This window comes from Flavobacterium sp. (assembly GCF_043722275.1).
Classification (GTDB): Bacteria; Bacteroidota; Bacteroidia; order Flavobacteriales; family Flavobacteriaceae; genus Flavobacterium.
On sequence record NZ_JAYSPC010000028.1, the window covers coordinates 75,587 to 99,280 of the forward strand.

Annotated in this window: 22 protein-coding genes; 15 read left to right on the plus strand and 7 right to left on the minus strand. The window is 32.5% G+C overall.

The genetic code is table 11. The features are described from left to right. The first annotated feature begins 56 nt into the window (after nucleotides 1-56). On the plus strand, nucleotides 57-677 hold the full coding sequence (locus ACHZDT_RS03685; protein WP_394773306.1) for a WbqC family protein: 621 nt from the start codon (nucleotides 57-59) through the stop codon (nucleotides 675-677). A 60-nt stretch (nucleotides 678-737) separates the two neighbouring features. Here ACHZDT_RS03685 and ACHZDT_RS03690 read toward each other — a convergent pair whose 3' ends face one another. From ACHZDT_RS03690 to ACHZDT_RS03715, 6 genes are all read right to left on the minus strand, one after another. After that, the gene (locus ACHZDT_RS03690; protein ID WP_394773307.1) at nucleotides 738-1,784 is read right to left on the minus strand and encodes an endonuclease/exonuclease/phosphatase family protein; all 1,047 of its coding nucleotides are present in this window, start codon (nucleotides 1,782-1,784) and stop codon (nucleotides 738-740) included. 18 nt (nucleotides 1,785-1,802) lie between these two features. After that, nucleotides 1,803-2,663 carry a rhomboid family intramembrane serine protease gene (locus ACHZDT_RS03695; protein WP_394773308.1) on the minus strand — a complete coding sequence of 287 codons (861 nt, stop codon included), beginning with the start codon at nucleotides 2,661-2,663 and terminating at the stop codon, nucleotides 1,803-1,805. 43 nt (nucleotides 2,664-2,706) lie between these two features. After that, the gene (locus ACHZDT_RS03700) at nucleotides 2,707-3,456 is read right to left on the minus strand and encodes a rhomboid family intramembrane serine protease (protein WP_394773309.1); all 750 of its coding nucleotides are present in this window, start codon (nucleotides 3,454-3,456) and stop codon (nucleotides 2,707-2,709) included. Continuing rightward, nucleotides 3,453-5,372, minus strand: coding sequence for a DNA mismatch repair endonuclease MutL (gene mutL, locus ACHZDT_RS03705; RefSeq protein WP_394773310.1), 1,920 nt, complete (start codon nucleotides 5,370-5,372; stop codon nucleotides 3,453-3,455). Before mutL ends, ACHZDT_RS03700 begins: the two co-directional genes overlap by 4 nt. 164 nt (nucleotides 5,373-5,536) lie before the next feature. Next, nucleotides 5,537-6,109 (minus strand): 6,7-dimethyl-8-ribityllumazine synthase, encoded by a 573-nt coding sequence (gene ribH, locus ACHZDT_RS03710; protein ID WP_394773311.1) that lies wholly within the window; start codon nucleotides 6,107-6,109, stop codon nucleotides 5,537-5,539. Nucleotides 6,110-6,201: 92 nt separating this feature from the next. Next, complete coding sequence (locus ACHZDT_RS03715; protein ID WP_394773312.1) at nucleotides 6,202-6,987, minus strand: tol-pal system YbgF family protein; 786 nt, start codon at nucleotides 6,985-6,987, stop codon at nucleotides 6,202-6,204. A gap of 394 nt (nucleotides 6,988-7,381) precedes the next feature. On the opposite strand from ACHZDT_RS03715, the gene recF reads away from it, so the two are divergent. The 11 genes from recF to ACHZDT_RS03770 all read left to right on the plus strand — a co-directional run bounded on the left by recF (nucleotide 7,382) and on the right by ACHZDT_RS03770 (nucleotide 18,257). Next, nucleotides 7,382-8,464, plus strand: a complete 1,083-nt coding sequence (gene recF, locus ACHZDT_RS03720) for a DNA replication/repair protein RecF (protein ID WP_394773313.1) — start codon at nucleotides 7,382-7,384, stop codon at nucleotides 8,462-8,464. 429 nt (nucleotides 8,465-8,893) lie between these two features. Continuing rightward, nucleotides 8,894-9,592, plus strand: a complete 699-nt coding sequence (locus tag ACHZDT_RS03725; protein ID WP_394773314.1) for a thioredoxin domain-containing protein — start codon at nucleotides 8,894-8,896, stop codon at nucleotides 9,590-9,592. A 10-nt stretch (nucleotides 9,593-9,602) separates the two neighbouring features. Beyond that, a complete protein-coding gene (locus tag ACHZDT_RS03730; RefSeq protein ID WP_394773315.1) occupies nucleotides 9,603-10,280 on the plus strand; it encodes a DUF2461 domain-containing protein in 678 nt (225 codons plus the stop codon). A 132-nt stretch (nucleotides 10,281-10,412) separates the two neighbouring features. Then, nucleotides 10,413-11,471: a glycosyltransferase gene (locus ACHZDT_RS03735; RefSeq protein ID WP_394773316.1), complete on the plus strand. Its 1,059-nt coding sequence runs from the start codon at nucleotides 10,413-10,415 to the stop codon at nucleotides 11,469-11,471. Between the two features lie 182 nt (nucleotides 11,472-11,653). Further along, nucleotides 11,654-12,757, plus strand: a complete 1,104-nt coding sequence (hisC, locus tag ACHZDT_RS03740) for a histidinol-phosphate transaminase (RefSeq protein ID WP_394773317.1) — start codon at nucleotides 11,654-11,656, stop codon at nucleotides 12,755-12,757. 108 nt (nucleotides 12,758-12,865) lie between these two features. Next, complete coding sequence (gene murB / locus ACHZDT_RS03745; protein ID WP_394773318.1) at nucleotides 12,866-13,879, plus strand: UDP-N-acetylmuramate dehydrogenase; 1,014 nt, start codon at nucleotides 12,866-12,868, stop codon at nucleotides 13,877-13,879. A 410-nt stretch (nucleotides 13,880-14,289) separates the two neighbouring features. Next, nucleotides 14,290-14,904, plus strand: coding sequence for an FMN-binding negative transcriptional regulator (locus ACHZDT_RS03750; protein ID WP_394773319.1), 615 nt, complete (start codon nucleotides 14,290-14,292; stop codon nucleotides 14,902-14,904). Between the two features lie 83 nt (nucleotides 14,905-14,987). Continuing rightward, complete coding sequence (locus ACHZDT_RS03755; RefSeq protein WP_394773320.1) at nucleotides 14,988-16,094, plus strand: glycosyltransferase; 1,107 nt, start codon at nucleotides 14,988-14,990, stop codon at nucleotides 16,092-16,094. Continuing rightward, on the plus strand, nucleotides 16,085-16,636 hold the full coding sequence (locus ACHZDT_RS03760; protein ID WP_213306855.1) for an RNA polymerase sigma factor: 552 nt from the start codon (nucleotides 16,085-16,087) through the stop codon (nucleotides 16,634-16,636). The genes ACHZDT_RS03755 and ACHZDT_RS03760 overlap by 10 nt, the downstream gene beginning before the upstream one ends. A gap of 155 nt (nucleotides 16,637-16,791) precedes the next feature. Beyond that, entirely contained in the window at nucleotides 16,792-17,613 is an 822-nt protein-coding gene (locus ACHZDT_RS03765) for an energy transducer TonB (RefSeq protein WP_394773321.1), read from the plus strand. Between the two features lie 263 nt (nucleotides 17,614-17,876). Further along, complete coding sequence (locus ACHZDT_RS03770) at nucleotides 17,877-18,257, plus strand: PH domain-containing protein (RefSeq protein ID WP_065450978.1); 381 nt, start codon at nucleotides 17,877-17,879, stop codon at nucleotides 18,255-18,257. Nucleotides 18,258-18,324: 67 nt separating this feature from the next. Here ACHZDT_RS03770 and ACHZDT_RS03775 read toward each other — a convergent pair whose 3' ends face one another. After that, the gene (locus ACHZDT_RS03775; RefSeq protein ID WP_394773322.1) at nucleotides 18,325-19,197 is read right to left on the minus strand and encodes a M48 family metalloprotease; all 873 of its coding nucleotides are present in this window, start codon (nucleotides 19,195-19,197) and stop codon (nucleotides 18,325-18,327) included. A gap of 327 nt (nucleotides 19,198-19,524) precedes the next feature. Between ACHZDT_RS03775 and lipA the strand changes: the two genes are divergently transcribed. From lipA to ACHZDT_RS03790, 3 genes are all read left to right on the plus strand, one after another. Beyond that, nucleotides 19,525-20,391: a lipoyl synthase gene (gene lipA / locus ACHZDT_RS03780; RefSeq protein ID WP_213306861.1), complete on the plus strand. Its 867-nt coding sequence runs from the start codon at nucleotides 19,525-19,527 to the stop codon at nucleotides 20,389-20,391. A gap of 74 nt (nucleotides 20,392-20,465) precedes the next feature. Continuing rightward, on the plus strand, nucleotides 20,466-21,464 hold the full coding sequence (gap, locus tag ACHZDT_RS03785; RefSeq protein ID WP_394773323.1) for a type I glyceraldehyde-3-phosphate dehydrogenase: 999 nt from the start codon (nucleotides 20,466-20,468) through the stop codon (nucleotides 21,462-21,464). A 30-nt stretch (nucleotides 21,465-21,494) separates the two neighbouring features. Continuing rightward, entirely contained in the window at nucleotides 21,495-23,666 is a 2,172-nt protein-coding gene (locus ACHZDT_RS03790; RefSeq protein ID WP_394773324.1) for an ATP-binding protein, read from the plus strand. Nucleotides 23,667-23,694: the final 28 nt, after the last annotated feature.

The following is a 23,694-nucleotide window of genomic DNA, read 5'->3' on the forward strand; positions in this document are numbered from 1 at the left end:
CTTTGCGAACCTGAAACTTGAAACCTGAAACATTTAACGCAAAAATTAAAGAAAACATGAACTCTCTATTACTTCCTACCTATTTTCCGTCGATTAGCCATTTTGCAGTTATGGCTCAATCTGAAAATATTACTTTTGAAATGGAAGATAATTTTCAGAAACAAACGAATAGGAACCGTACTTATATCTATAGTCCAAATGGTATTCAGTTATTGAATATTCCTGTCAAACATTCGAAAACATTACATCAAAAAACAAAAGATGTTTTAATCGAAAATGATTTTGACTGGCAAAAACAGCACTTTAAATCCTTAGAAGCCGGATATAGAAGTTCGCCTTTCTTTGAGTTTTTTGAAGATGATATTCGACCTGTTTTCGAAAAACAACATATTTTCCTAATGGATTTAAATATGGAAGTGCTGGATATTGTGACAAAGTGTTTAAGAATGAAATTAGACTTTGCAAAAACGACTGAGTATTTTGTTGAAACAAAAAATACATCTGACTTTAGATTTCTTGCAAACGGAAAAAAAGATCCGAATTCATTTGAAAAATACACTCAGGTTTTTGATGACAAACACGGATTCATTAATAATTTAAGTGTTCTGGATTTACTTTTTAACGAAGGTAAATTTGCAATGGATTATTTAAAAAGCCAAAAATTGGAATTACTTTAGCATTTATATGCCAAGATTTCACATTCTGTAATAAACTTGAAACCTGACCTCAAACTTTTTCTACTCCATCGAAAGTCTCGCCATTATAGGATAATGATCTGAGTTTTCGAAATCAGGAAAACTTTCAAATTGTTTGACTTTCATTTTACTGTCGGTAAAAATATAATCAATTCTGGCAGGATAGTAACGGAACTTATAAGTGGCTCCAAAACCTTCACCGGCTTCTTCAAAAGCATCTTTTTGTTTTCCTTTTATACTTCGGTAAACATAGGAAAATGGGCTATTATTCATATCTCCACAAATAATAAACGGCGTTGTACATTTTTTAATATTCTCTTTAAAAATTTCTGCCTGTTCCTGTTGTTGTCTGAATCCTTTACTGATTCTGGTATAAATAAGCTGTGATTTCTCCTGATTTACATTATCGATATTATTCGAAATATCACTCACATCAGGTGAAATTTTAATAGATTGCAAGTGCATATTATATACGCGAATTACATCTTTACCACGTTTTATATCAGCATAAATAACGTTATTATCAGATTTTGGAAAAATAATATTGCCTTCGAAAATAATAGGGAATTTAGAAAAAATTGCCTGACCGGTTTTAATCTGGTTTCCGTCAATAAAAATATAACGGTGAGGATATACTTTTAAATCGATATGAGCAGAACTTGAGTATTCCTGAATACATAGAATATCAGGATCTTTTTCGTCGATAAACGCTTTAATATTTGACGGAATATCATCACGATCGACCCATTTGAACACATTAAAAAGACGTACATTATAACTCATTATAGAGAAATCTTTTTCGTTTTTGACGTATTCTGTTCCTGTAAATTTATAAAACTTGCTGATAAAGGTAATTCCTGTAAGTAAAACCAAACCAGATAAAATAAGGCGTTTTTTAAACTGAATTGCCCAATAAACGAAGAACAACCCATTCAACACAAAAAAGGCTGGCATAAACAGCGTAAGCACCGATAAAAGCGGAAAGCTTCTAGGTGCTAAAAAAGGTAGAATATAAATACTAAATGTTACTACAGTAAGCACTATATTCAAAAAGAACATTATTTTATTAAACCACGAAAGGTTTTTCATATTTTCTTGCTAAAAGGATTATTTTCCAGCTTTAAATAAAAACTCTTTTTCTTCTTTTGTCAGACAATCATAACCGGACTGGCTAATTTTATCTAAAATTTCATCTATCTGTTGTTGCGTTTTGTCTTTCGTAACAATTCTTGATGTAACTTTTTCTGTAGGTTTTTTGTAATTCTTATGAACTTTTGTGAAAGGGGTCGTAGGGGATTTTCTAAAAAGATTAGTAAAGAAATCTAATGTTTTAGATATTACTATACTTAAATCAGTTCCGTTTTGAAGCAATTTTATAAATATAAATCCAAAAAATGCTCCGGCTAAATGTGATATATGTCCGCCAGTATTATCTAAACGGAATTGCATTAAATCAAGAACCAGAATTACCGCTGTAATATGCCAAAGTTTAACGTTGCCAATAAGCAATAATCGTACATTCATTAATGGCTGATAGGTTGTTACCGCAACTAAAATTGCCATAATTGCAGCCGAAGCTCCAACAATAGATCCAGCAACATTTAAAAAATAAAAACTCAATGAAAAAACAACACCGGAAAAAATAGCGCTTAAAATGTATAAACCTAAATATTGTTTTTGAGTAAAAAAGGTCATGAATAAATTGCTGGCAAAATTCAAAACCATCATATTAAACAGTAAATGCAAAAATGTAGCATGAAAAAATGCATAAGTCAAAAATGTCCACGGTTTAAACATAAACACATTTGGATCTGATGATAATGCAAGCCAATTTGGATACACAAAACTACCTCCGGAATATTGGAAGAATGCTAAAGAAATCAGGAAACAAGCAATATTCCAATAAATAACACGCATTGCGATACCGCCTAATTTATATTGTAGTTTTAAATCATCAAGAATATTCATAAAAGCTTCTTTTGGTTTTTATTTGCGCTATTAAAATTAGAAATTAATTCCAACGATTACTATTAAACTGATTCTTTTTCCAATACCACATAATTAAAAATCCAGTTAAAGCTCCGCCAACGTGTGCAAAATGAGCAATTCCTGTACCACCGCTTCCAAACAAAGAGTTGCCTCTAAATCCTAAAAATAAATCAATTGCTAAAATTCCGGGAACAAAATATTTAGCTTTAATAGGAATAGGGATAAACATAAGAGCTAACTCAGCATTAGGAAACATAAAGGCAAAAGCGGTTAATAACCCATAAATTGCACCAGAAGCCCCTACGACTGTACCAATATAAGAATCAGTAAAACTTTCAAATTGTGAAACCGAAACTAAATCCTGCCATCTCGTATCTATTTTGCCTTCGCTTAAAAGCTTCAAAATCTCCTCTTTTTGATATCCATTAGTCATTAAAACATTCATTGTCTCATGAAAAGAGTAATAATTTACCGCTGTATGTAATAGTGCAGCTCCTAACCCACATGAAATATAAAAAAATAAAAACTTTTTACCTCCCCAAAAATGTTCTAACGCAGAACCAAAAGATACCATTGCAATCATATTGAAAGCAATATGCATAATGCCGCCATGCATAAACATATGTGTAATAGGCTGCCACGCTTTGAAACTTGGATTTTCCGGAAAAAACATAGCAAAATATTCATAAGAAACCGGAACTAATTGAGAACCAATAAAAAATATGATATTAATTATCAACAATTGTTTTACTACGGGAGTCATATTCATCATAAGGCAAACTTTTTATCTATATCTTCCACACGCATTGTGATGAAAGTTGGTTTTTGAAAAGGTGAAATATTTGGATCTTTACAAGCAAACAAACCGTTTACCAGATTATCTTGTTCTTTTTCGGTTAAATAAGATCCTGTTTTAACCGCTAAACTTTTTGCCATTGATTTGGCAATAGTATCGTTTTGACTGTAACTGCTTGCAGGAATTCCGTCTTGCAAATCGCTTAATAATTGTTCAATTACCATTGAAACTTCACTTTCAGTAATGTTTACAGGAATTCCCGAAATCACAATATGATCTGTTTGCGCGTCTTCAAAAACAAAACCTGTAGTTTCTAAAGATGGTTTCAATTCTTCGATCAGCGTCATTTCATCTGAAGAATAAAACAAATTCAACGGAAACAATAATTGCTGACTTGAAGCCTGATTCACAGTCATATTCAATAAAAATTGCTCGTACAAAATACGTTGATGCGCACGTTGCTGATCAACGATTACCATTCCGGATTTTATTGGCGAAACAATATATTTTTTATGAATTTGGTACGCTCCCTGACTTGCCTGCTCGATTTCATTATCATTAAACAATGACGAAGTTACTTCTTCCTCATTTTCGAATGTAAAAGGCGAACTTTCAATTGTATCAGTTTCTAAACCTACATATAAACTTTCCCATGTTGCCGTTGGTTCTACTCTTTTATTATATCCCGAATACGAACCTGAACCTGAACCCGATCCGGAACTGTAAACAGAACCTGATCCTGAACCAGAACCGGATTTAGAATAATGCTGATTTGTTTTATCATCCGTAAACGGATTAAAACTTCCATCAACCTGAATTGTAGGCGTTTCACCTTCTAAATCTTTATAATGATATGGTGTATCTAAATTAGCATCACGATCAAAATCAAGAACAGGCGAAACATTAAATTGTCCTAAACTATGTTTGATCGACGCTCTTAAAATAGCGTATAATGCTTGTTCATCATCAAACTTAATTTCTGTTTTAGTGGGATGAATGTTGATATCGATTGTATTTGGGGGAACTTGTAAATAAAGGAAATAACTTGGTTGCGAGCCGTCTTTCAAAAGTCCGTCGTAAGCTGCCATTACCGCGTGATGCAAATAACCGCTTTTAATGAAACGATCGTTTACAAAAAAGAATTGTTCTCCTCTATTTTTCTTCGCAAATTCGGGTTTTGAGACAAATCCCTGAATATTAATAATCTCTGTATCTTCGTTAACAGGTACTAATTTTTCATTGGTTTTACCGGACATAATCCCAACAATACGTTGACGATAACCTGCTGCGGGCAAATTATACATTTCGCTTCCATTATGATAAAACGTAAAATGAATGTTTGGGTGCGCCAATGCTACACGCTGAAACTCATCCATCACATGACGAAATTCAACCGTATCTGATTTTAAGAAGTTACGTCGCGCCGGAATATTGAAAAATAAATTTTTAACGGCAAATGAAGTTCCTTTTGGTAAAACTGCCACTTCCTGTGAAACAAATTTACTTCCTTCAATTATAATATGTGTTCCCAGTTCTTCCTGATCCTGTCTGGTTTTCATTTCCATATGTGCAATCGCCGCGATAGAAGCCAGTGCTTCACCACGAAAACCTTTTGTACACAAGGAGAATAAATCTTCCGCCTGGCGGATTTTAGAAGTGGCGTGACGTTCAAAACACAAACGCGCATCAGTCACGCTCATTCCTGAACCATTATCGATAACCTGAACTAATGATTTTCCTGCATCTTTAATAATCAATTTAATGTCAGTTGCTTTTGCATCAACAGCATTTTCTAACAGCTCTTTTACAACTGAAGCAGGTCTTTGAACCACTTCTCCAGCGGCAATTTGGTTAGCAACGTGATCAGGAAGTAATTGAATAATACTGGACATTAAGAAAAAAAGGTTTAAAGGTTAAGGTTAAAAATTTTGAAACCAAGAAGCACAAATTTAATGAATTTCTCTTGGCTTTTAGAATAACTGCTATCATAAAAAAAACAAAAAACCTATACTATTTTTACACAGTATAGGTTTTAGTATTTTAAAACAAATGTGCTTTATTCTTTCTCGATCTTTATTGGTGTTTCTTCAATTTGGATTGCTCCAGAAGACAACAAAGGTTGATTAAATGGGTGCGACATTGAAGCTTGCTGGCGAATATATGCCATTTTGATAGCAGCAATTGCAGCTTCAGTTCCTTTGTTTCCGTGAATTCCTCCACTTCTGTCAATTGACTGTTGGATATTATTATCTGTTAAGACACAAAAAATAACCGGGATATCAGTTTGAACATTCAAATCTTTAATTCCCTGCGTTACGCCTTCGCATACAAAATCAAAATGCTTGGTTTGTCCCTGAATTACACATCCAATTACAATAACCGCATCTACATTTTGCGTTTGCAGCATTTTTTTTGCACCATAAATCAGCTCAAAACTTCCGGGAACATTCCAGCGGATAATTTGTCGGGCAGGAACTTCATTATCAATTAATGCATCAAAAGCACCATTGTAAAGTCCTTCAGTTATAGTTTCATTCCACTCAGAAACAACAATCCCAAATCGAAAGTCTTTCGCATTTGGGATCGTGTTTTTATCGTATTCTGATAAATTTTTATTTTCGGTAGCCATCTGTAATATTTTTGATTTTTGATTTTCGTCCCGAAGCCTCGGGATAGATTGTTAATACAAATCTACAATCTTAAATCTAAAGTCTAAAATTTTTATTGCGCTAATCCTATCAATACATCAACAGAAGCAGCTTCAGGAGTTGTATCGTAGTTATCTTTGATATCTGTTAAATACTTCAAAGCATCTTCTTTTTGACCTAAAGCCAAAGCAGTTTTACCGGCTTTTAATAAGAAACGAGGCGTTGTAAAGTCATTTTTGTTTGATTCAGCAGCTTTTACATAATAGTCTAAAGCTTCTTTTTGTTGGTTTTTTTGAGAATAAGCATCTCCAATTGCACCTTTTGCCAAAGCGCTTAAAATTAAATCATCTGATTTAAAATCACCTAAATACTTAATTGCATCATCAAATTTACCAGTATTTAAATATGCCATTCCAGCATAGTAATTCGCTAAATTTCCCGCATCAGTTCCAGAATATTCGTCAGCAATTTTCACGAATCCGAATTTACCTTCAGAACCATTTAAAGCTAATTTATATAATGAATCGCTTGCTACACCATCAGTTGCTTTTTGAAAGTTTTGTTGAGCAACAAACATTTCTGTTGCAGCTTCGTCTTGTTTAGGAGCTTCAATGAATTTTTGGTAAGCCAAATATCCAATAGTAGCAATTGCAATACCGGCAACTAAACCAATAATGATTTTTTGATTTTTAGCAACCCAATCCTCAGTTTTTGAAGCAGTTTCATCTAATTTAGAAAAAACGTCAGCTGTAGTACTATTTTTTCCATCAAGAATTACTTGTTGTTCTTCATTTACAACTTCTTCTTTAACTTCCTTTTCCTTTGGTGCCTTATATCCTCTTTTATTGTAAGTAGCCATTTAAATTTAATTTAGTGAACGGCAAAAATAAAATTTTTATTGAAACTAAAGCAAAAAAAAGCAAATTTATATCCATTTTAAAAAAATAATTCACTAAACAGCTTCTTCTTGCTGTTTTACAGCGAAATAATTCGTCTTGAAACCCGCTAAAAATCTAATTATTTGGTAATTTGCATTTGATTATTTTCTACTCATTATTAAGTTGCAAATCTCCCAAAAAGTAATTTTTAGCCACAGATTTCACAGATTCTCACAGATTAAGAATTTATTAAATTAAATTTGCTGAAACAAAATCCTTTTTAATCCTTTCATCTGTGGCAGAAAAAAACCTAATCTGCAGGGAAAAGTCATAATTTGGACACGTTAATTCTTATCATTACAGTTTCAAACAAAAATGCATTTAAATAAAATTTCTTTATTCAATTATAAAAATTTCTCCGAAGCCAGTTTTGATTTCGACCTGAAAATAAACTGCTTTGTGGGCAAAAACGGAATTGGAAAAACCAATGTACTTGACGCAATTTATCATTTAGCTTACGGAAAAAGTTATTTTAATCCGTTAGCAGTTCAAAATATCAAACACGGAGAAGAGTTTTTTGTAATTGATGCTGAATTAGAAAAAAACGACAGAACGGAACAAATTGTTTGCAGTTTAAAAAAAGGACAAAAGAAAATCCTGAAAAGAAACGGAAAAGCATACGATAAGTTTTCAGATCATATTGGGTTTATTCCCTTAGTAATTATTTCTCCGGCAGATCGTGATTTAATTGTTGAAGGAAGCGAAACGCGCCGTAAATTTATGGACAGCGTGATTTCGCAATTAGATTCTACCTATTTACATCAGCTTATTCAATATCAAAAAGTAATTGTACAGCGAAATGCGCTGCTCAAATATTTTGCATTGAATCATGTTTTTGATAATGATACCTTATCTATATATAATGAGCAGCTGAATGGTTACGGAAAATCTATTTTTGAAAAACGAAAAGATTTTCTGGAACAATTTATACCTATATTTAATGAACACCATAAAACCATAACCGGATCTGAAGAAACGGTACAATTGGTTTATGAAAGTCATTTATTCGAAAAAGATTTATTGACGCTTTTACAGGAAAATATCAATAGAGATCGGGCGCTTCATTATACGAGCGTTGGAATTCATAAAGACGATTTATCTTTTGAAATTGATTCACATCCCATAAAAAAATTCGGATCACAAGGTCAGCAAAAATCTTTTTTAATTGCTTTGAAATTAGCTCAATTTGAATTTTTGAAGAAACAAAGCGGCGTAAAACCTCTTTTATTATTTGATGATATTTTTGATAAATTAGATGAAACTCGTGTTTCTAAAATTATCGAAATGGTAAACAGCGAAACTTTCGGACAGCTTTTTATTTCGGATACGCATCCAGAACGAACCGAAGCAATCGTGAAATCAACACATCAGAGTTATAAAATGTTTAATTTAGGGTAAAGTTTTTTTTCGCCACGAATTTCACGAATTAACACGAATTATAAAGTTACCATCCAAAATTCAAATAAAAAATCCGTTTTTATCCGCGTTTTTGCGAAGCGAATCAGTTTAATCCGTGTCTTATTTTGAGACAAGTAATCACAAAGCAACAAAAGTCATCGCAAAGCAACCACAATCATTGTCATCCCGAGGAACGAGGAATCTCCACAAGAAACTAACACAAAGTATTTTTCTTAAATTGTAGAGCTGCTTGCGGAGATCCCTCGTTCCTCGGGATGACAAAAATGCGCAGACCAACTATGTCAAAGCTAAGCGTTAAGGCATTATTTATAAAAGTCATGCTAATTCGTGCATTTCGTGGCAAACAAAACTCGAACATATAAAATCAAAATTCATTACTTTAGCAATACCATTTTTAAAATTCACCCCATGAAATTGCCCAAAATTTTATTACTAATAGTTTCAGTTCTATTAATTTCGTGTAACGAAAAGAAATCGAATTCTATTGAATCAATTGCGCCAAAGGAATTTGCAGAAAAAATTAAAACAACCGAAAATCCACAAATTTTAGACGTTAGAACTCCCGATGAATTTGAGTCGGAACATATTGATAATGCCCAAAACGTGAATTGGAATAGTGAAGATTTTGCATCAAAAGCAGGATCTTATGACAAATCAAAGCCTGTTTATGTGTATTGCTTAAGCGGAGGAAGAAGCAAAAAAGCAGCTACAAAACTGAACGAATTAGGCTTTAAGAATGTTTATGAACTCGAAGGCGGAATCATGAATTGGAATCAAGAAGGATTTGGAAAACCAACAACAACCGAAGTTGGAATGTCAATGAACGACTTTAATGATTTATTAAATACAGATAAAAAAGTTTTGGTCGATTTTTATGCTGAATGGTGCGGACCTTGCAAACAAATGGAACCGTATATTTTGAAAATGCAAAAGGAAATGACAGATAAAGTTGTCATTATCAGAATTGATGTAGACAAAAATAAAACTCTGGCAACTCAACTTAAAATTGATCAGCTTCCGACTTTGGTTTTATACGAAAACAAAGCGGTTCAATGGAAAAATACGGGACTTATCAGTGAAAAAGATTTAAAAAAACAACTGCAATAAATACAGAAATATGCTTACAAAAGAATCATTGCAATTTATAGACGACTTAAAAAAGAACAACAATAGAGATTGGTTTCAGGATAATAAAAAACGATATGAGATTTTCAAAAAAGATTATCATCAATTAGTTAGTGATTTTCTGGATGCCATGAAACCGCTTGATCCTTCATTAGAATTACTTGAGATTAAAAACTGTACTTTCAGAATCAATCGTGATATTCGGTTTTCAAAAGATAAATCTCCTTACAAGGCACATTTAGGCGTTTGGCTGTCGTCTGGCGCAAAAGGTCAAAATCGTTCCGGATATTATGTACATATTGAAAAAGGCGCCAGTTTTATTGCGGGCGGATTTTACTCTCCGGACCCTGACCAATTAAAAAAGGTTAGAAAAGAAATCGCTTTCTTTCATGATGATTTAGAAGTTATCTTAAAAGATAAAAACTTTAAAAAGGAATTTGGAAATTTAGATATCGACGAAAATAATTCGCTTAAAAATCCGCCAAGAGGTTACGAGAAAGACCATCCTGCAATTGAGTTTTTAAAATTAAAAAGTTTCACGACAACTCAAAAATTTGATATTTCTGAAGTCACTCAAAAAGATTTTGTCGCAAAAATGAGCAAGAAATTAATCGCCTTAAAACCATTAAACGAATTTATTAATCGCGCTTTAGAAACAGAGGAATTTTAAAAATTTAACCGCAAATTACGCAAATTCACAAATTTATTTAGAAAAACTAAACAGTCTAAAACTTTCAATTACAATTTCCAAAAATGCAATTTGTGCTAATTTGTGAAATTTGTGGTAAAAACCAAATCCCAAATGACTAAAAAGAAAATACTTTTTCTTGGAGAATCGTACCGTGCCGACGCTATTACATGGATGAATGGTTTGAAAGAATTTGGCGATTTTGAAATTTGCACCTGGGAACTTCAAACGCCAAACAATACAAAACTCAACAGATTCAAGCGCATTTTAGAATACGCCTTCTCTCCTATTTCTATTCGGAAAACAATTCGTGAGCAAAAACCCGATATGATTATCGCCGAAAGAACCACAAGTTATGGTTTTCTGGCTGCAATTTCAGGAATGCATCCTGTTGCAATCGCCCAGCAAGGCCGAACTGATTTATGGCCGGATGGTTCGGTTTTATTGCCTTTCAAGAAAATAATTCAGAAACACGCATTCAAAAAAGCCGATTTAATTCATGCCTGGGGTCCGGTTATGACAATTTCGATGAAAGCAATTGGCGTTGACATGAATAAAGTTTTGGTTATCCCAAAAGGAATTGACTTAACGCTTTTTTCGCCTTCAATCAATAATTCGAATAAAATTGAGGCAATTGTAACGCGTTCTTTACAACCTGAATATCGACATGATTCAATCTTGAAGGCTTTTGCCATTTTACATAAAAAAGGAATTGATTTTTCTTTGACAATTGTTGGCGACGGAACTCGTTTACAATCCTTAAAAGATTTAGCCTCAGCTTTACAAATCGAAAATAAAGTAATTTTTACAGGAAGAATTCCAAATACTGAACTTCCTAAATTATTACAACAATCCAATATTTATATCAGTATGCCAATTACCGAAGGCGTTTCGGCTTCATTATTTGAGGCGATGGCTTGTAATTGCTATCCCGTAGTTTCTGATATTCCAGGAAATCAAAGCTGGATTAATCATCGTGAAAACGGACAATTAATTGAAATTGATAATATCGAAATGCTTGCCGAAGAATTAATCTGGTCTTTTGAAAATACTGATTCCCGAAATAATGCGATTCTTCAAAACAGAAAATTTGTTGAAGAAAATGCTAATTATGATATCAATATGAAGATTATTGCAGATAAATATCATGAGTTGTTGGATTCTCTAGCGTGATTTACCGCAAAGGGCGCTAAGATTTTATTTTACATTATAAATAGAAAAACACAAAGTTCGCAAAGCTTTATCAACACAAATCTTTGCGAACTTTGCAGTAAAAACCTCACAACACGTAACAATTTTCCAATTTCAACGTCATACTGTTTCACTGAATCGTTTAATTAATTCCTGAAATAAAGATGAATAACAGAAGAAACTGGCTAAAACAAATAGGTTTAGGCACAATAAGTTTAGGTTTTATCCCATTTGAAACATTTGCAAATCCGTTAGCAGAAGATTATGTTTTACCTGATTTTGATACTTCACCTATATTATTAAGGTCAAATGAAAATCCTTACGGTCCGTCTCCGCTTGCTCGTATCGCAATGACAAAAAGCGTCAATAACAGTAATCGATACGGCTGGGATCTTGAATCAGAATTAATTTCTGCTCTTGCCAAAAAAAATAATCTTGCAGACAATAATATTTTACTTGGTGCGGGTTCAACCGAAATTTTAGATTTAGTACTTCAATATACTGCTCTAAAAAAAGGTAATTTCATAATGGCCGAAACTACATACAATTACTGGACAGCTCCTTGTGAAAAATTGGGACTTAAAAAAATTAAAATTCCATTAACCAAAGACAAAAAACATGATTTAACGGCAATGTTGAAAGCAATTGACGCCGATACAAAAATGATCTACATCTGTAATCCTAATAATCCAACAGGAACAATATGCGATAGAGAAAAACTGGTATCATTTATAAATGAAGCAACAAAAAAAGTTATTGTATTTGTAGATGAAGCTTATATCGATTTTACTAAAGAACAATCATTAAGCAACTCGGTTACGGAAAATAAAAACCTAATTATTACTAAAACTTTTTCAAAAATGTACGGATTAGCTGGCGCACGCGTTGGTTATGCCATTGCAAATCCTGCGACTATTGAAGAAATCAGCAGTTTAAAATCATCGGCTAACGATTCTGTAAGCGTTGTTTCAACTGCCGGCGCAATAGCATCTTTACAGGATGAAAATTTCGTTAAACAAGTTAATTCTAATAATGAAGAAGTTAAGAAATATACTATTGCCCAACTTACACAATTAAACCTGACTTGCATTCCGTCTTATTCAAATTTCCTTTATTTCTCTTTAGAAAACTATAAAAAAGATTATTTCAAGCAATTGGAAAATCATAATATATTGGGTACAAAAATCTATGAAGAAAACGGAAAGTGGACCAGAATTACTATTGGAACTATGAACGAAATGCAACTTTTTATTGCAGCTTTAAAGTAAAATTTTATTATTTGTTATTCTGTAAAAAATATACTCAAATAAATTATAATCGTTACTTTTGAACTCAGAATTATCCTGAAATTTCGGGATTCAAAAAGCCTTTTATTTATGGAAATCCAATCCAATTTTTCTTTAAAAAACTACAATACTTTTGGCATTGAAGCCAAAGCAAAACAATTTATTGCCGTTCATTGTGTAGATGAATTGAAAACTATTTTAGAAGAACATAAAAACGAGAAGAAATTTATTTTAGGCGGAGGAAGCAATATGCTTTTGACCCAAGATATTGATGCATTGGTAATTCACATTGATTTAAAAGGTAAAAAAATCATTAAAAAAGATGAAGATTTTGTTTGGGTTGAAAGTCAGGCGGGAGAAACCTGGCATGATTTCGTACTTTATACTATCGAAAACAATTTTGGCGGTTTAGAAAACATGTCACTTATTCCCGGAAATGTTGGCACAACTCCGGTTCAGAATATTGGTGCTTACGGAACCGAGATAAAAGACACTTTTGTTTCTTGTGAGGCGATCAATATCAATTCTTTGGAAATAAAAACATTCACAAATGCTGAATGCAATTTTGGTTACAGAGAAAGTATTTTCAAAAATGAAATTAAAGACCAATATATCATTACATCTGTAGTGTATAAATTGACAAAACGCAATCATAAAATCAATACTTCTTACGGAGATATTACCGCTGAATTGGCGAAAAATAATATTACAACTCCCACTTTAAAAGATGTGAGTAATGCTGTAATTGCCATCAGACAAAGCAAATTACCGGATCCAAAAGAATTAGGAAATAGCGGAAGTTTCTTTAAAAACCCAATTTTATTAAAATCTGATTTCGAGAAAATTCATCAGAAGTTTCCGGAAATGAAATATTATGAAGTTTCAGAAACTGAAGTAAAAGTTCCGGCTGGTTGGTTAATTGAACAAGCAGGTTTTAAAGGAAAACGTTTTGGAGATGCGGGAGTTCATAAAAATCAGGCATTAGTTTTAGTAAATTACGGAAATGCAACAGGACAGGAAATTTTAGCAGTTTCCAGAGATGTTCAAAAAACTGTTTTTGAAACTTTCGGTATTCATATTGAAGCGGAAGTTAATGTGATATGAAAATAGTTGCCACGAATTACACAAATTACCACGAATTAATATTATTGTCAGACTGAGCGGAGTCGAAGTCCTTTATAATACAAAAGCATCTCGACTCCGCTCGATGTGACAACTTAAAATCATTTTTTTTCAAATAAATCACAGAAGCAATTTCCATAAAAATAACAAATCCAGATGAAAAAGTTGCAGCAATAATAGAGGAATTGTCAGCAAATCTTTATCTTCGTTTTAGAAGAGAAAGCCGTAACACTTGGCTATACTGATTTGGTTTTAGAAACACGATTAAAGAATGAAAGCGCCATTCGGTTTTATCAAAAACAAGGTTATAAAATAATTCCGAATTACGGAAAATATACAGATCGACCAGAAGATATTTGTTTGGGGAAATCTTTAAATCAAAATTTATAAAAATGTATACTCCTAATATATACAAAGACGAAGATCAGGAATCGATCAGAACTTTCTTAAAAGAGAATAGTTTTGGAATCCTTGTAAATCAGACTCACGGAAAATTTTGTGCTACACATATCCCGATAGAACTTGAAATTAATGCTGACGGAAAAGAAATTTTAGAAGGTCATATTTCAAAACTGAATCCGCAAGCAGAAGGTTTTGCAGAAAACGATCAGGTTTTAGCTATATTTTCAGGTCCGCACAGTTATATTTCATCTTCATGGTACGATCATGAAAATGTACCAACCTGGAATTATATAGCCGTGCATGTTTATGGGCGCATAAAAATTGTGGACTATGAAACAGGAGTTGAACAGCTTAAAAAATTAGTGGACAAATATGAGGCAGGTTCTGTGAATCCCGTTCGTGTTGAAGATTTGTCTGTAAAAACAATGCGTGAAGCGAGAGGAATTTTTGCTTTTGAAATTGAAATTGATGAAATTCAGGCTACAAAAAAACTATCGCAGAACAGAGATGATCACAATTATAAAAATATAATTTCGGAATTAGAAAAAACTGAAAACCCTCAGGCTATTGCTGTTGCGAAAGAAATGTCGAAATGCCGAAAGTAAATTGGCTTTAGCCATTGAAATCCAGGAATTCATAAGTACATTTGCACGCGCAAGATTCAGAAATTAAAAGACATTAAAATCAGATGCTTATAACTTTATTTTACTTCTTTATTGCTATTGTTTTTATTCAAATTTTCTATTACTTAGGAATTTTTGGAAAATTTGCTTTTGGTAAACCACAAGAGATTACATCAAAAAAACTCCCCGTTTCGGTAATTGTTTGTGCTAAAAATGAAGAAGAAAATGTCAAAAAGTTTATTCCGTTATTAGCAGAACAAAATTATCCTGATTTTGAAATTGTTTTAATTGACGATGCTTCAAGCGACGAAACTTTAGAAGTTTTTGAGCAATTTGAACAACAATATCCTAATATCCGCTTGGTTAAAGTACAAAATAACGAAGCTTTTTGGGGTAATAAAAAATACGCTTTAACTTTAGGAATCAAAGCTTCACAAAAAGAATATTTGCTTTTTACTGATGCAGATTGTTACCCAACTTCAAAAGATTGGATTACTGCAATGACTTCGCAATTCACAATGAACAAAACTATTGTTCTGGGATATGGCGGATACGAAAAAATCGAACGTTCATTATTGAATAAGATTATCCGTTTTGAAACTGTTTTAACGGCTGTACAATATTTTTCATGGGCAAAATTAGGACTTCCTTATATGGGCGTTGGAAGAAATTTAGCGTATAAAAAAGAGGAATTTTTTAATGTAAATGGTTTTATTGAGCACATTCAAATTCGTTCAGGCGATGACGATTTATTTATTAATCAGGCTGCAACCAAAGAAAATACGACGATTTCATATACACCGGAAAGTTTTACTTATTCAAGACCAAAAGAAACTTACGGAGAATGGTTTACCCAAAAAAGAAGACATATATCTACTGCTGAACATTATAAGTTTTTTGATAAAATGCAGTTAGGTTTATTCTTTTTATCACAATTATTTTTCTTTTTATTAGTTATAATATTATTGGCTTTCCAATTTCAATGGATTGCTGTATTGGCCATTTTAGCAACACGATATACTATAGTATGGACTATTATTGGATTTTCTGCAGGAAAATTAAAAGAAAATGACCTTAAAGTTTGGTTTCCTATCGTAGAAATCATGCTTATATTCACGCAAATTAATATCTTTATAACTAATATCTTTTCAAAACCTGTATATTGGAAATAAATTCTAAAATAGAAAAAGCAAAAAAGGGCGATCAAATCGCCTTTACTTTTTTATTAGATTATTTCTGGAATGAAGTTTATGGCTTTATGCTAAAACGTACAGAAAACGAAACTACTGCCGAAGATATTACGATTGAAACCTTCTCGAAAGCGTTTGACAAAATAGCATCTTACAATCCTGAATTTCAATTTAATACCTGGTTAATTGCTATTGCAAAAAACGTATATATTGATTTATTACGTAAAAAGAAAACCAATCTTTTTATAGAAATCACTGATACCGAAGATCAACAGGCATATAATATCGCCGATACTACTCCATCTGCGGAAGATGCTTTAATTAAAGAACAAAATCTTTCCCGCTTACTTCAATGCATCAAAGAACTGAAACCACATTATCAGGAAGTAATACATTTACGTTACTTTCAGGAAATGACTTATCAGGAAATCGCACTTAAAATCGATGAGCCTTTGAGCAACGTAAAAGTAAAATTACTTCGCGCTAAAAAATTATTAGCAGAAATTATCGAACGTAATCGATAATTTATTATCTTTAGATAAAGAATAACATATCATTCGATTTATTCTTAAAAAAGTAAATTATTTACATCTTAAAACTACAACATTTCTGTTGTTAGCTAAACCCAAAACCTTATTGCTTATGAGTTAAACGTTACTTAACCTTAAAATCCATAATCATGTCTAAATCCAGTATCTACAAAGCAAGTTGGACCAATCTTGTTTTCGAAAACAAAAACAAAGAGTACGGTGCGTATCAATTACGCCAGGAGAATTCAAAAACCACCATTACCGCTCTATTTATGGGTTTGCTATTATTAGCCGCTTTGGGAAGTGTATCAATGTTAATTAACAAATTTAGGATCCAGGATCCTGTAGAAACCGAACCTACTATTTATGACCCATTTACAGTTGTAGATATGCCTGTAATTCCAGTTCAGCCGGTTAAACCAGAACCAATTGTTCCTCAGCAACAAAGTGCAGCCGCAGCGCCCTCTACAAGTACGCAATTAACACATCCTGTTATTACTGCACCAGATCAGGCACTTCCGGAAATTGCAACTAATGCAAATAACACAACGGGAGTACAAAATCCTGAAGGAACAGGACCTGGTGTGAATACAATGCCAACAACTGGAGGTGTAGTTGGAGACGCTATTGTGCCTGTAGTAACTAATGAGCCCTTAAATCCTGCACTTTTAGACAAACTACCAGAATTTCCAGGAGGAATGGCTAAGTTTTATACTTATGTAGGCAACAATTTCAACAAGCCGGAATTGGATGCAGACAGAACATTAAAAGTATATGTGTCGTTCGTAATTGAAAGAGACGGTTCTATAACTGATATCATGGTAAAAAACGATCCTGGTTACGGACTTGGAAAAGAAGCTATCAGAGTTTTAAAATCACTAAAAACAAAATGGATTCCCGGAGTATTAAACGGGAAAGCAGTTCGAACTGCCTATAACCTTCCAATAACAATAAAAACGGAAGCAGAATAAAAAACAAAAAGCAGAATTTAGGTTCTGCTTTTTTATGCTTTTAATTGAAATATCAGATATTAAAGAAAGATTAAGTTTTTTTTTAAATCACGCAAAGTCGCGAAGTCGCAAAGAATAAAATTAAAAAACTTTACGATTCTGCGACTTTGCGTAATTAAATTTTAATCTCTTAATACTTAGAAAAACGATATTATTTTTAATTTTAATTACTTTTACAACTCCTTAAAGGAAAATCAAAATCTATTAAAATTAAAAAATAAAAAATGGGAATATTTTCAGCTATTCTTGGTAACGCTGGTTCAGTAAGTCAGGAAGATTTAATTAAAAAATACGGTCAGCTTTTAACTGATAATGAAGAAATCGAAATGGGTTTTAAACTTATTCGTGACACTTTTATTTTCACAAACAAAAGATTAATTTTGGTTGACGTACAAGGAATTACAGGAAGTAAAACCGAATACAAATCAATTGCTTACAAAAGTATCACTCGCTTTAGCGTAGAAACTGCCGGAACTTTTGATCTTGATGCCGAATTGAAAATCTGGGTTTCTAGCGAATTAAATCCAAGTATCGTAAAACAGTTTAATAAATCTGTAAATGTATACGACGTACAAAAAGTATTGGCTTTTCACGTTTTAGGCTAAACCATAAAATAACAAACCCGACAAATTGTAAAATCTGTCGGGTTTTGTATCTAAAAAACTAAAAATATTATTTCTTTTTAGTTGTTGTTTTTTTAGTTGTAGTTTTCTTTGTTGTTGTTTTTACAACCGGGGCAGTATTTACAATTTTTTGTTGCACATACGCTTTATACAAACCATCTTTTTCTGCTCTGGCTTTAGCATCGTCAGCTCTTTGTTTTGAATCCGGATGTGAACTCATCATCTGATCGATGAAGGAAGCTTCGGTTCCTTCGCTCATTTTCGCCAGAATTCTAAAAGCAGATTCTTCAGCATTTACATTGTAACCATTCTTTTTCAAAAAGTTATACGAAAACAAATCAGCTTCTGATTCTTGCTTACGGCTGAATTTACTATCGATAATAGAACTTCCTATTTTTCCTAATTGACTATCTGTAATTGTCGCAAGCTTTGTAGATTGTGAAGCTGCTGCATCCATTAAAGCCTCTTTTTTATAAACAGCTTTTATAGCATCCTGAGAGTCATGATTAGCAACGTGACCAATTTCGTGACCAATTACTGCTAATAATTCATTATCATCCATAATATCCATTAATCCTGAATATACACGAACACTTCCGTCAGCGGTTGCAAAAGCATTTACTTCTTTTAATTTGTAAACTTTATAGTTTAATGTATAACCATCACCGGCAGTATATTTCCCAAATACTCTGTTCAGTCTTAAAGCGTAAGGATCAGTCGCCGCTGCAACTTCATGTTCAGTATCCATTTTATCTACCGCAGCTTTAGACAGCGCAGCAGCATCAGCATTACTAAATGTAAAACCACTTACTCCTTTTTGAACGGCTCCAATAGCTTTTTCTCCAAAATTAATCTGGGCATTCATTTTAGTAAAACCAAAAGTGGCAAACAAAACTCCCAATACAATAAATTTCTTTTTCATGTTTTATATTATTACAATTTAACAACAAATGTATTACAATGTTTACGTATTTCTATTTGAATTAAAATCATTTTATAACAAATAAAGGTATAAATATTAAACGAGTAAAAATTGACATTCTGTCATTATTATTCTTCTTATTCAAATTAACAAACAAAAAAAAGCCATTTTAATTAGCTTCATGATTTAAAAACAATAATTTAACACGACCGTAAATTTATTGTCAAAAAGATTTTTTCAAACTATTACAGATCCATACCAAATTAAATCCTAAACGAATCTCCAAATAAACTACATTCCTTATCTTTGTACTTTGAATTTTGATATATGGAAACAGTCGTTGAAAATGTACCTGTAGGAAAACCTAAATGGTTAAAAGTTAAACTTCCAATTGGACAAAAATATACTGAACTTCGTGGTTTAGTCGATAAATATAGCTTAAACACCATTTGTACCTCAGGAAGTTGCCCAAATATGGGTGAATGTTGGGGCGAAGGAACAGCAACTTTTATGATTTTAGGAAACGTTTGTACCCGTTCGTGCGGATTTTGCGGTGTAAAAACCGGAAGACCTGAAACGGTAGATTGGGACGAACCTGAAAAAGTAGCACGTTCTATAAAGATCATGAACATTAAACATGCTGTAATTACAAGTGTTGACAGAGATGATTTAAAAGATGGCGGTTCTATCATCTGGATTGAAACCGTAAAGGCAATTCGCAGAATGAATCCTAATACTACTCTTGAAACTTTAATTCCTGATTTTCAGGGAATTGAAAGAAATATTGACAGAATTGTTGAAGCAAATCCTGAAGTGGTATCTCATAACGTTGAAACCGTTCGTCGTTTGACACGTGAAGTACGTATTCAGGCAAAATACGATCGTAGTTTAGAAGTTTTACGTTACCTGAAAGAAAAAGGAATCAACAGAACTAAATCCGGAATTATGCTGGGTTTAGGAGAAACTGAAGAAGAAGTTTTCCAGACTATGACAGATTTGCGTAATGCAAATGTTGATGTTGTTACTATTGGTCAATACCTACAGCCAAGTAAAAAACATTTACCAGTAAAAGAATTTATAACACCGGATCAGTTCGCAATATATGAGAAATTTGGTCTTGAATTAGGTTTCCGTCATGTTGAAAGCGGACCACTTGTTCGTTCTTCATACAAAGCACAAAAACACATTCTTTAAAAGTTTAATCGTTTATTTGTTTAATTGGTCAAACCGATTAAACAAATAATCAATTAACCGAATAAACAAAAAAATTGAAAACAAGAATTGCTATTAATGGTTTTGGAAGAATTGGTAGAAATTTATTCCGTTTACTTTTAAACCATCCTGATATTGAAGTTGTTGCCATCAACGATATTGCCGATAATAAAACCATGGCGCATTTAATAAAATACGACAGTATTCATGGCGTTTTGCCTTTTATTGTAAGTCACGACGAAAAAGGAATCATTGTCAACGAAAAGCATTATTTATTTTTTCACGAAAAAAAAATTTCAAATTTAGACTGGAAAAGCCATAATATTGATTTTGTAGTAGAATCTACAGGAAAATATAAAACGCACGAAGAACTAAATGCACATCTTGAAGCCGGAGCAAAAAAAGTAATACTTTCTGCTCCATCAGAAGTTGATACTATAAAAACTGTAGTTTTAGGCGTTAATGAACACATTCTGGACGGAACTGAAAACATTGTTTCTAATGCAAGCTGTACGACAAATAATGCTGCTCCGATGATAAAAATCATCGATGAATTATGCGGAATTGAGCAAGCTTACATAACAACAATACATTCTTACACAACAGACCAAAGTCTTCACGACCAGCCGCATAAGGATTTACGCCGTGCAAGAGGCGCAAGTCAGTCAATTGTTCCAACAACTACAGGTGCAGCTAAGGCATTAACGAAAATTTTCCCTAAATTGCATGAAAAAATCGGAGGTTGTGGAATTCGAGTTCCCGTTCCCGACGGTTCACTGACAGATATTACGTTTAATGTAAAACGTGCTGTTACTATTGAAGAAATTAATAAAGCATTCCAAAAAGCCTCAAAAACAAATTTAAAAGGAATATTAGATTACACAGAAGATCCTATCGTTTCTGTTGATGTAATTGGCAACACACATTCGTGTTTGTTTGACGCACAATTAACTTCCGTTATTGATAAAATGGTGAAAGTTGTGGGTTGGTACGATAACGAAATTGGCTATTCATCGAGATTAATTGATTTGATTTTACTGATAAGAAAAACATAGAATAGATTCATTGTAAAAGCATTGCCATACATGAAATATCACCTTTTTATTGTTGCTTGTTTTTTTAATTCATTTTTGTATTCTCAAACCAAACAGAATACGGATAGTGTTTTCTATTATAACAAACTGGTAGATAATAATCTCAACAGTAAAAAATTCTATAAGGCTGTTTTTTATACTAAAAAGTCAATTGATTTTTGCGAATCAAACCATAAAGAAGAAAATTTAGCCAATCAGACTTTCAAGCTTGGGAAAATTTATTACAATCAAAAAAATTATGACGAGGCGCTAAAAAACTTCCATAAAAGCGTCTCTTTATTTGATAATGTAAAACCAACTTGTACCAAAGTTCTGGCGTTGCATTATATTGGTGTTACAAATACCGCAAAAGGTAATTACGAAACTGCCGATATTTATTATAAAAAAGCCGAGAAACTTTTAAAAGAGCTGAAAATTGTTGACAGTGCCGAAGTTTTACGGTATCAAAAAGCGATGGCTTTAAAAACAAGCAGAAACTTACCACTAGCTGCAAAATATTTCCGGCAAATAACCCAAAAGCAAGATCATCCGTCGATTATAAAAACCAAAACCAATTCATATTATCAGCTTGGTTTAATTGAAACACAGCTAAGACGAAACGATTCGGCAATTATTTACTTTGACAGCGCTTTAGATTACAACGAAAAAACAAGCAATCTGGCTCAAAAATCAAAAATCATTTTAGCAATAAGCCAATATTACAAACAGAATAAAAATTTTGACCTCGCCTATTCTTATTTAGATGAACATTATCAGATTGAGAATTATCTTTTAAAATTAAAAAATGCCAAACTAGATCTTAACGAGTTTGAGAAATTCAAAAAAAATCAATCCTTAAATAATACTCTCAAACGGGAAAGTGAAGAAAAAATTCAGTTAAAAACATATCGTTATTCAAAATTGGTCAGTATTTTAGCAATTGCGCTTATTTCTATTTTATCACTTTTAAGCTTGGCACTTTATAAAAATAATATTATTCGGAATCAGAATAATTTACTTTTAAGAGAAAAAAATAAAGAACTAATTCTGGCTAAAAATAAAGCTGAAAAAGCATCAAAAGCCAGATCAGAATTTTTATCAACTGTAAGTCACGAACTTCGGACGCCGCTAAATGCTATTAACGGAATTACACATTTACTTCTTGAGGACAATCCTAAAAAAACACAATTAAAGTATTTAGAATCCTTAAAATTTTCCGGAAATTACCTTACTACTTTCATAAACGAAATCCTCGAAATAAATAAAATTGACTCAACAAAAGTTGAAATAGAAAACATTTGCTTCAATTTAAAAGAGTTATTATTCAACATTCAAACTTCGTTAAAAGAATTAGCAACTGCTAATAAAAATTATTTTAACCTTGATATTGACGAAGCAATTCCGGATCATTTAATTGGTGATCCTACTAAAATATCGCAAATCATTTTAAACCTCATTAACAACGCATTAAAATTTACGCAAAACGGAAATGTAAATGTAATTGCAAAATTATACGCTATTGCGGAAGAAAATGCAACCGTTTATTTTGAAATTGTCGACACTGGAATTGGAATACCCGAAGATAAATTACAAACGGTTTTTGAAAGTTTTTCGCAAGGATCAATTGAAGTCAACCGAAAATATGGAGGAACGGGTTTAGGGCTTACAATCGTAAAAAAATTAATTGAACTTTTAGGTGGCGAAATAAAACTAAAAAGTGAAGTTGGCAAAGGTTCCACTTTTACCTTTAAATTAAATTTCAAGATCAATCAAGAACCTTTAGAAATAGTAGAAGAAACAAAATCTTATAACGACAAACAATTAAAACACAAGTCGATTTTGTTGATTGAGGATAATAAAATCAACCAGATGATTACTCGCAAAATGCTTGAAAACAAAGTTATTACCTGCGAAATAATCGATAATGGCGAAGATGCTATTGAACTTTTAAAAGTAAAACGTTTCGATATGATATTAATGGATGTTCATTTACCCGGAATCAATGGAACAACTGCTACAAAACTTATTAGAGAATTTGACCAAACAACGCCTATTATCGCTTTAACAGCTATTTCGCTGGACGAGAACAGAGACATGCTTTTATCTTTTGGGATGAATGATGTAATTACAAAACCATTTGTTCCGGATGAGTTTTATAGTACGATCGCGAGGTTTTTTGATTGATTTTCTCTAAGTTACTAAGGTTCTGAGA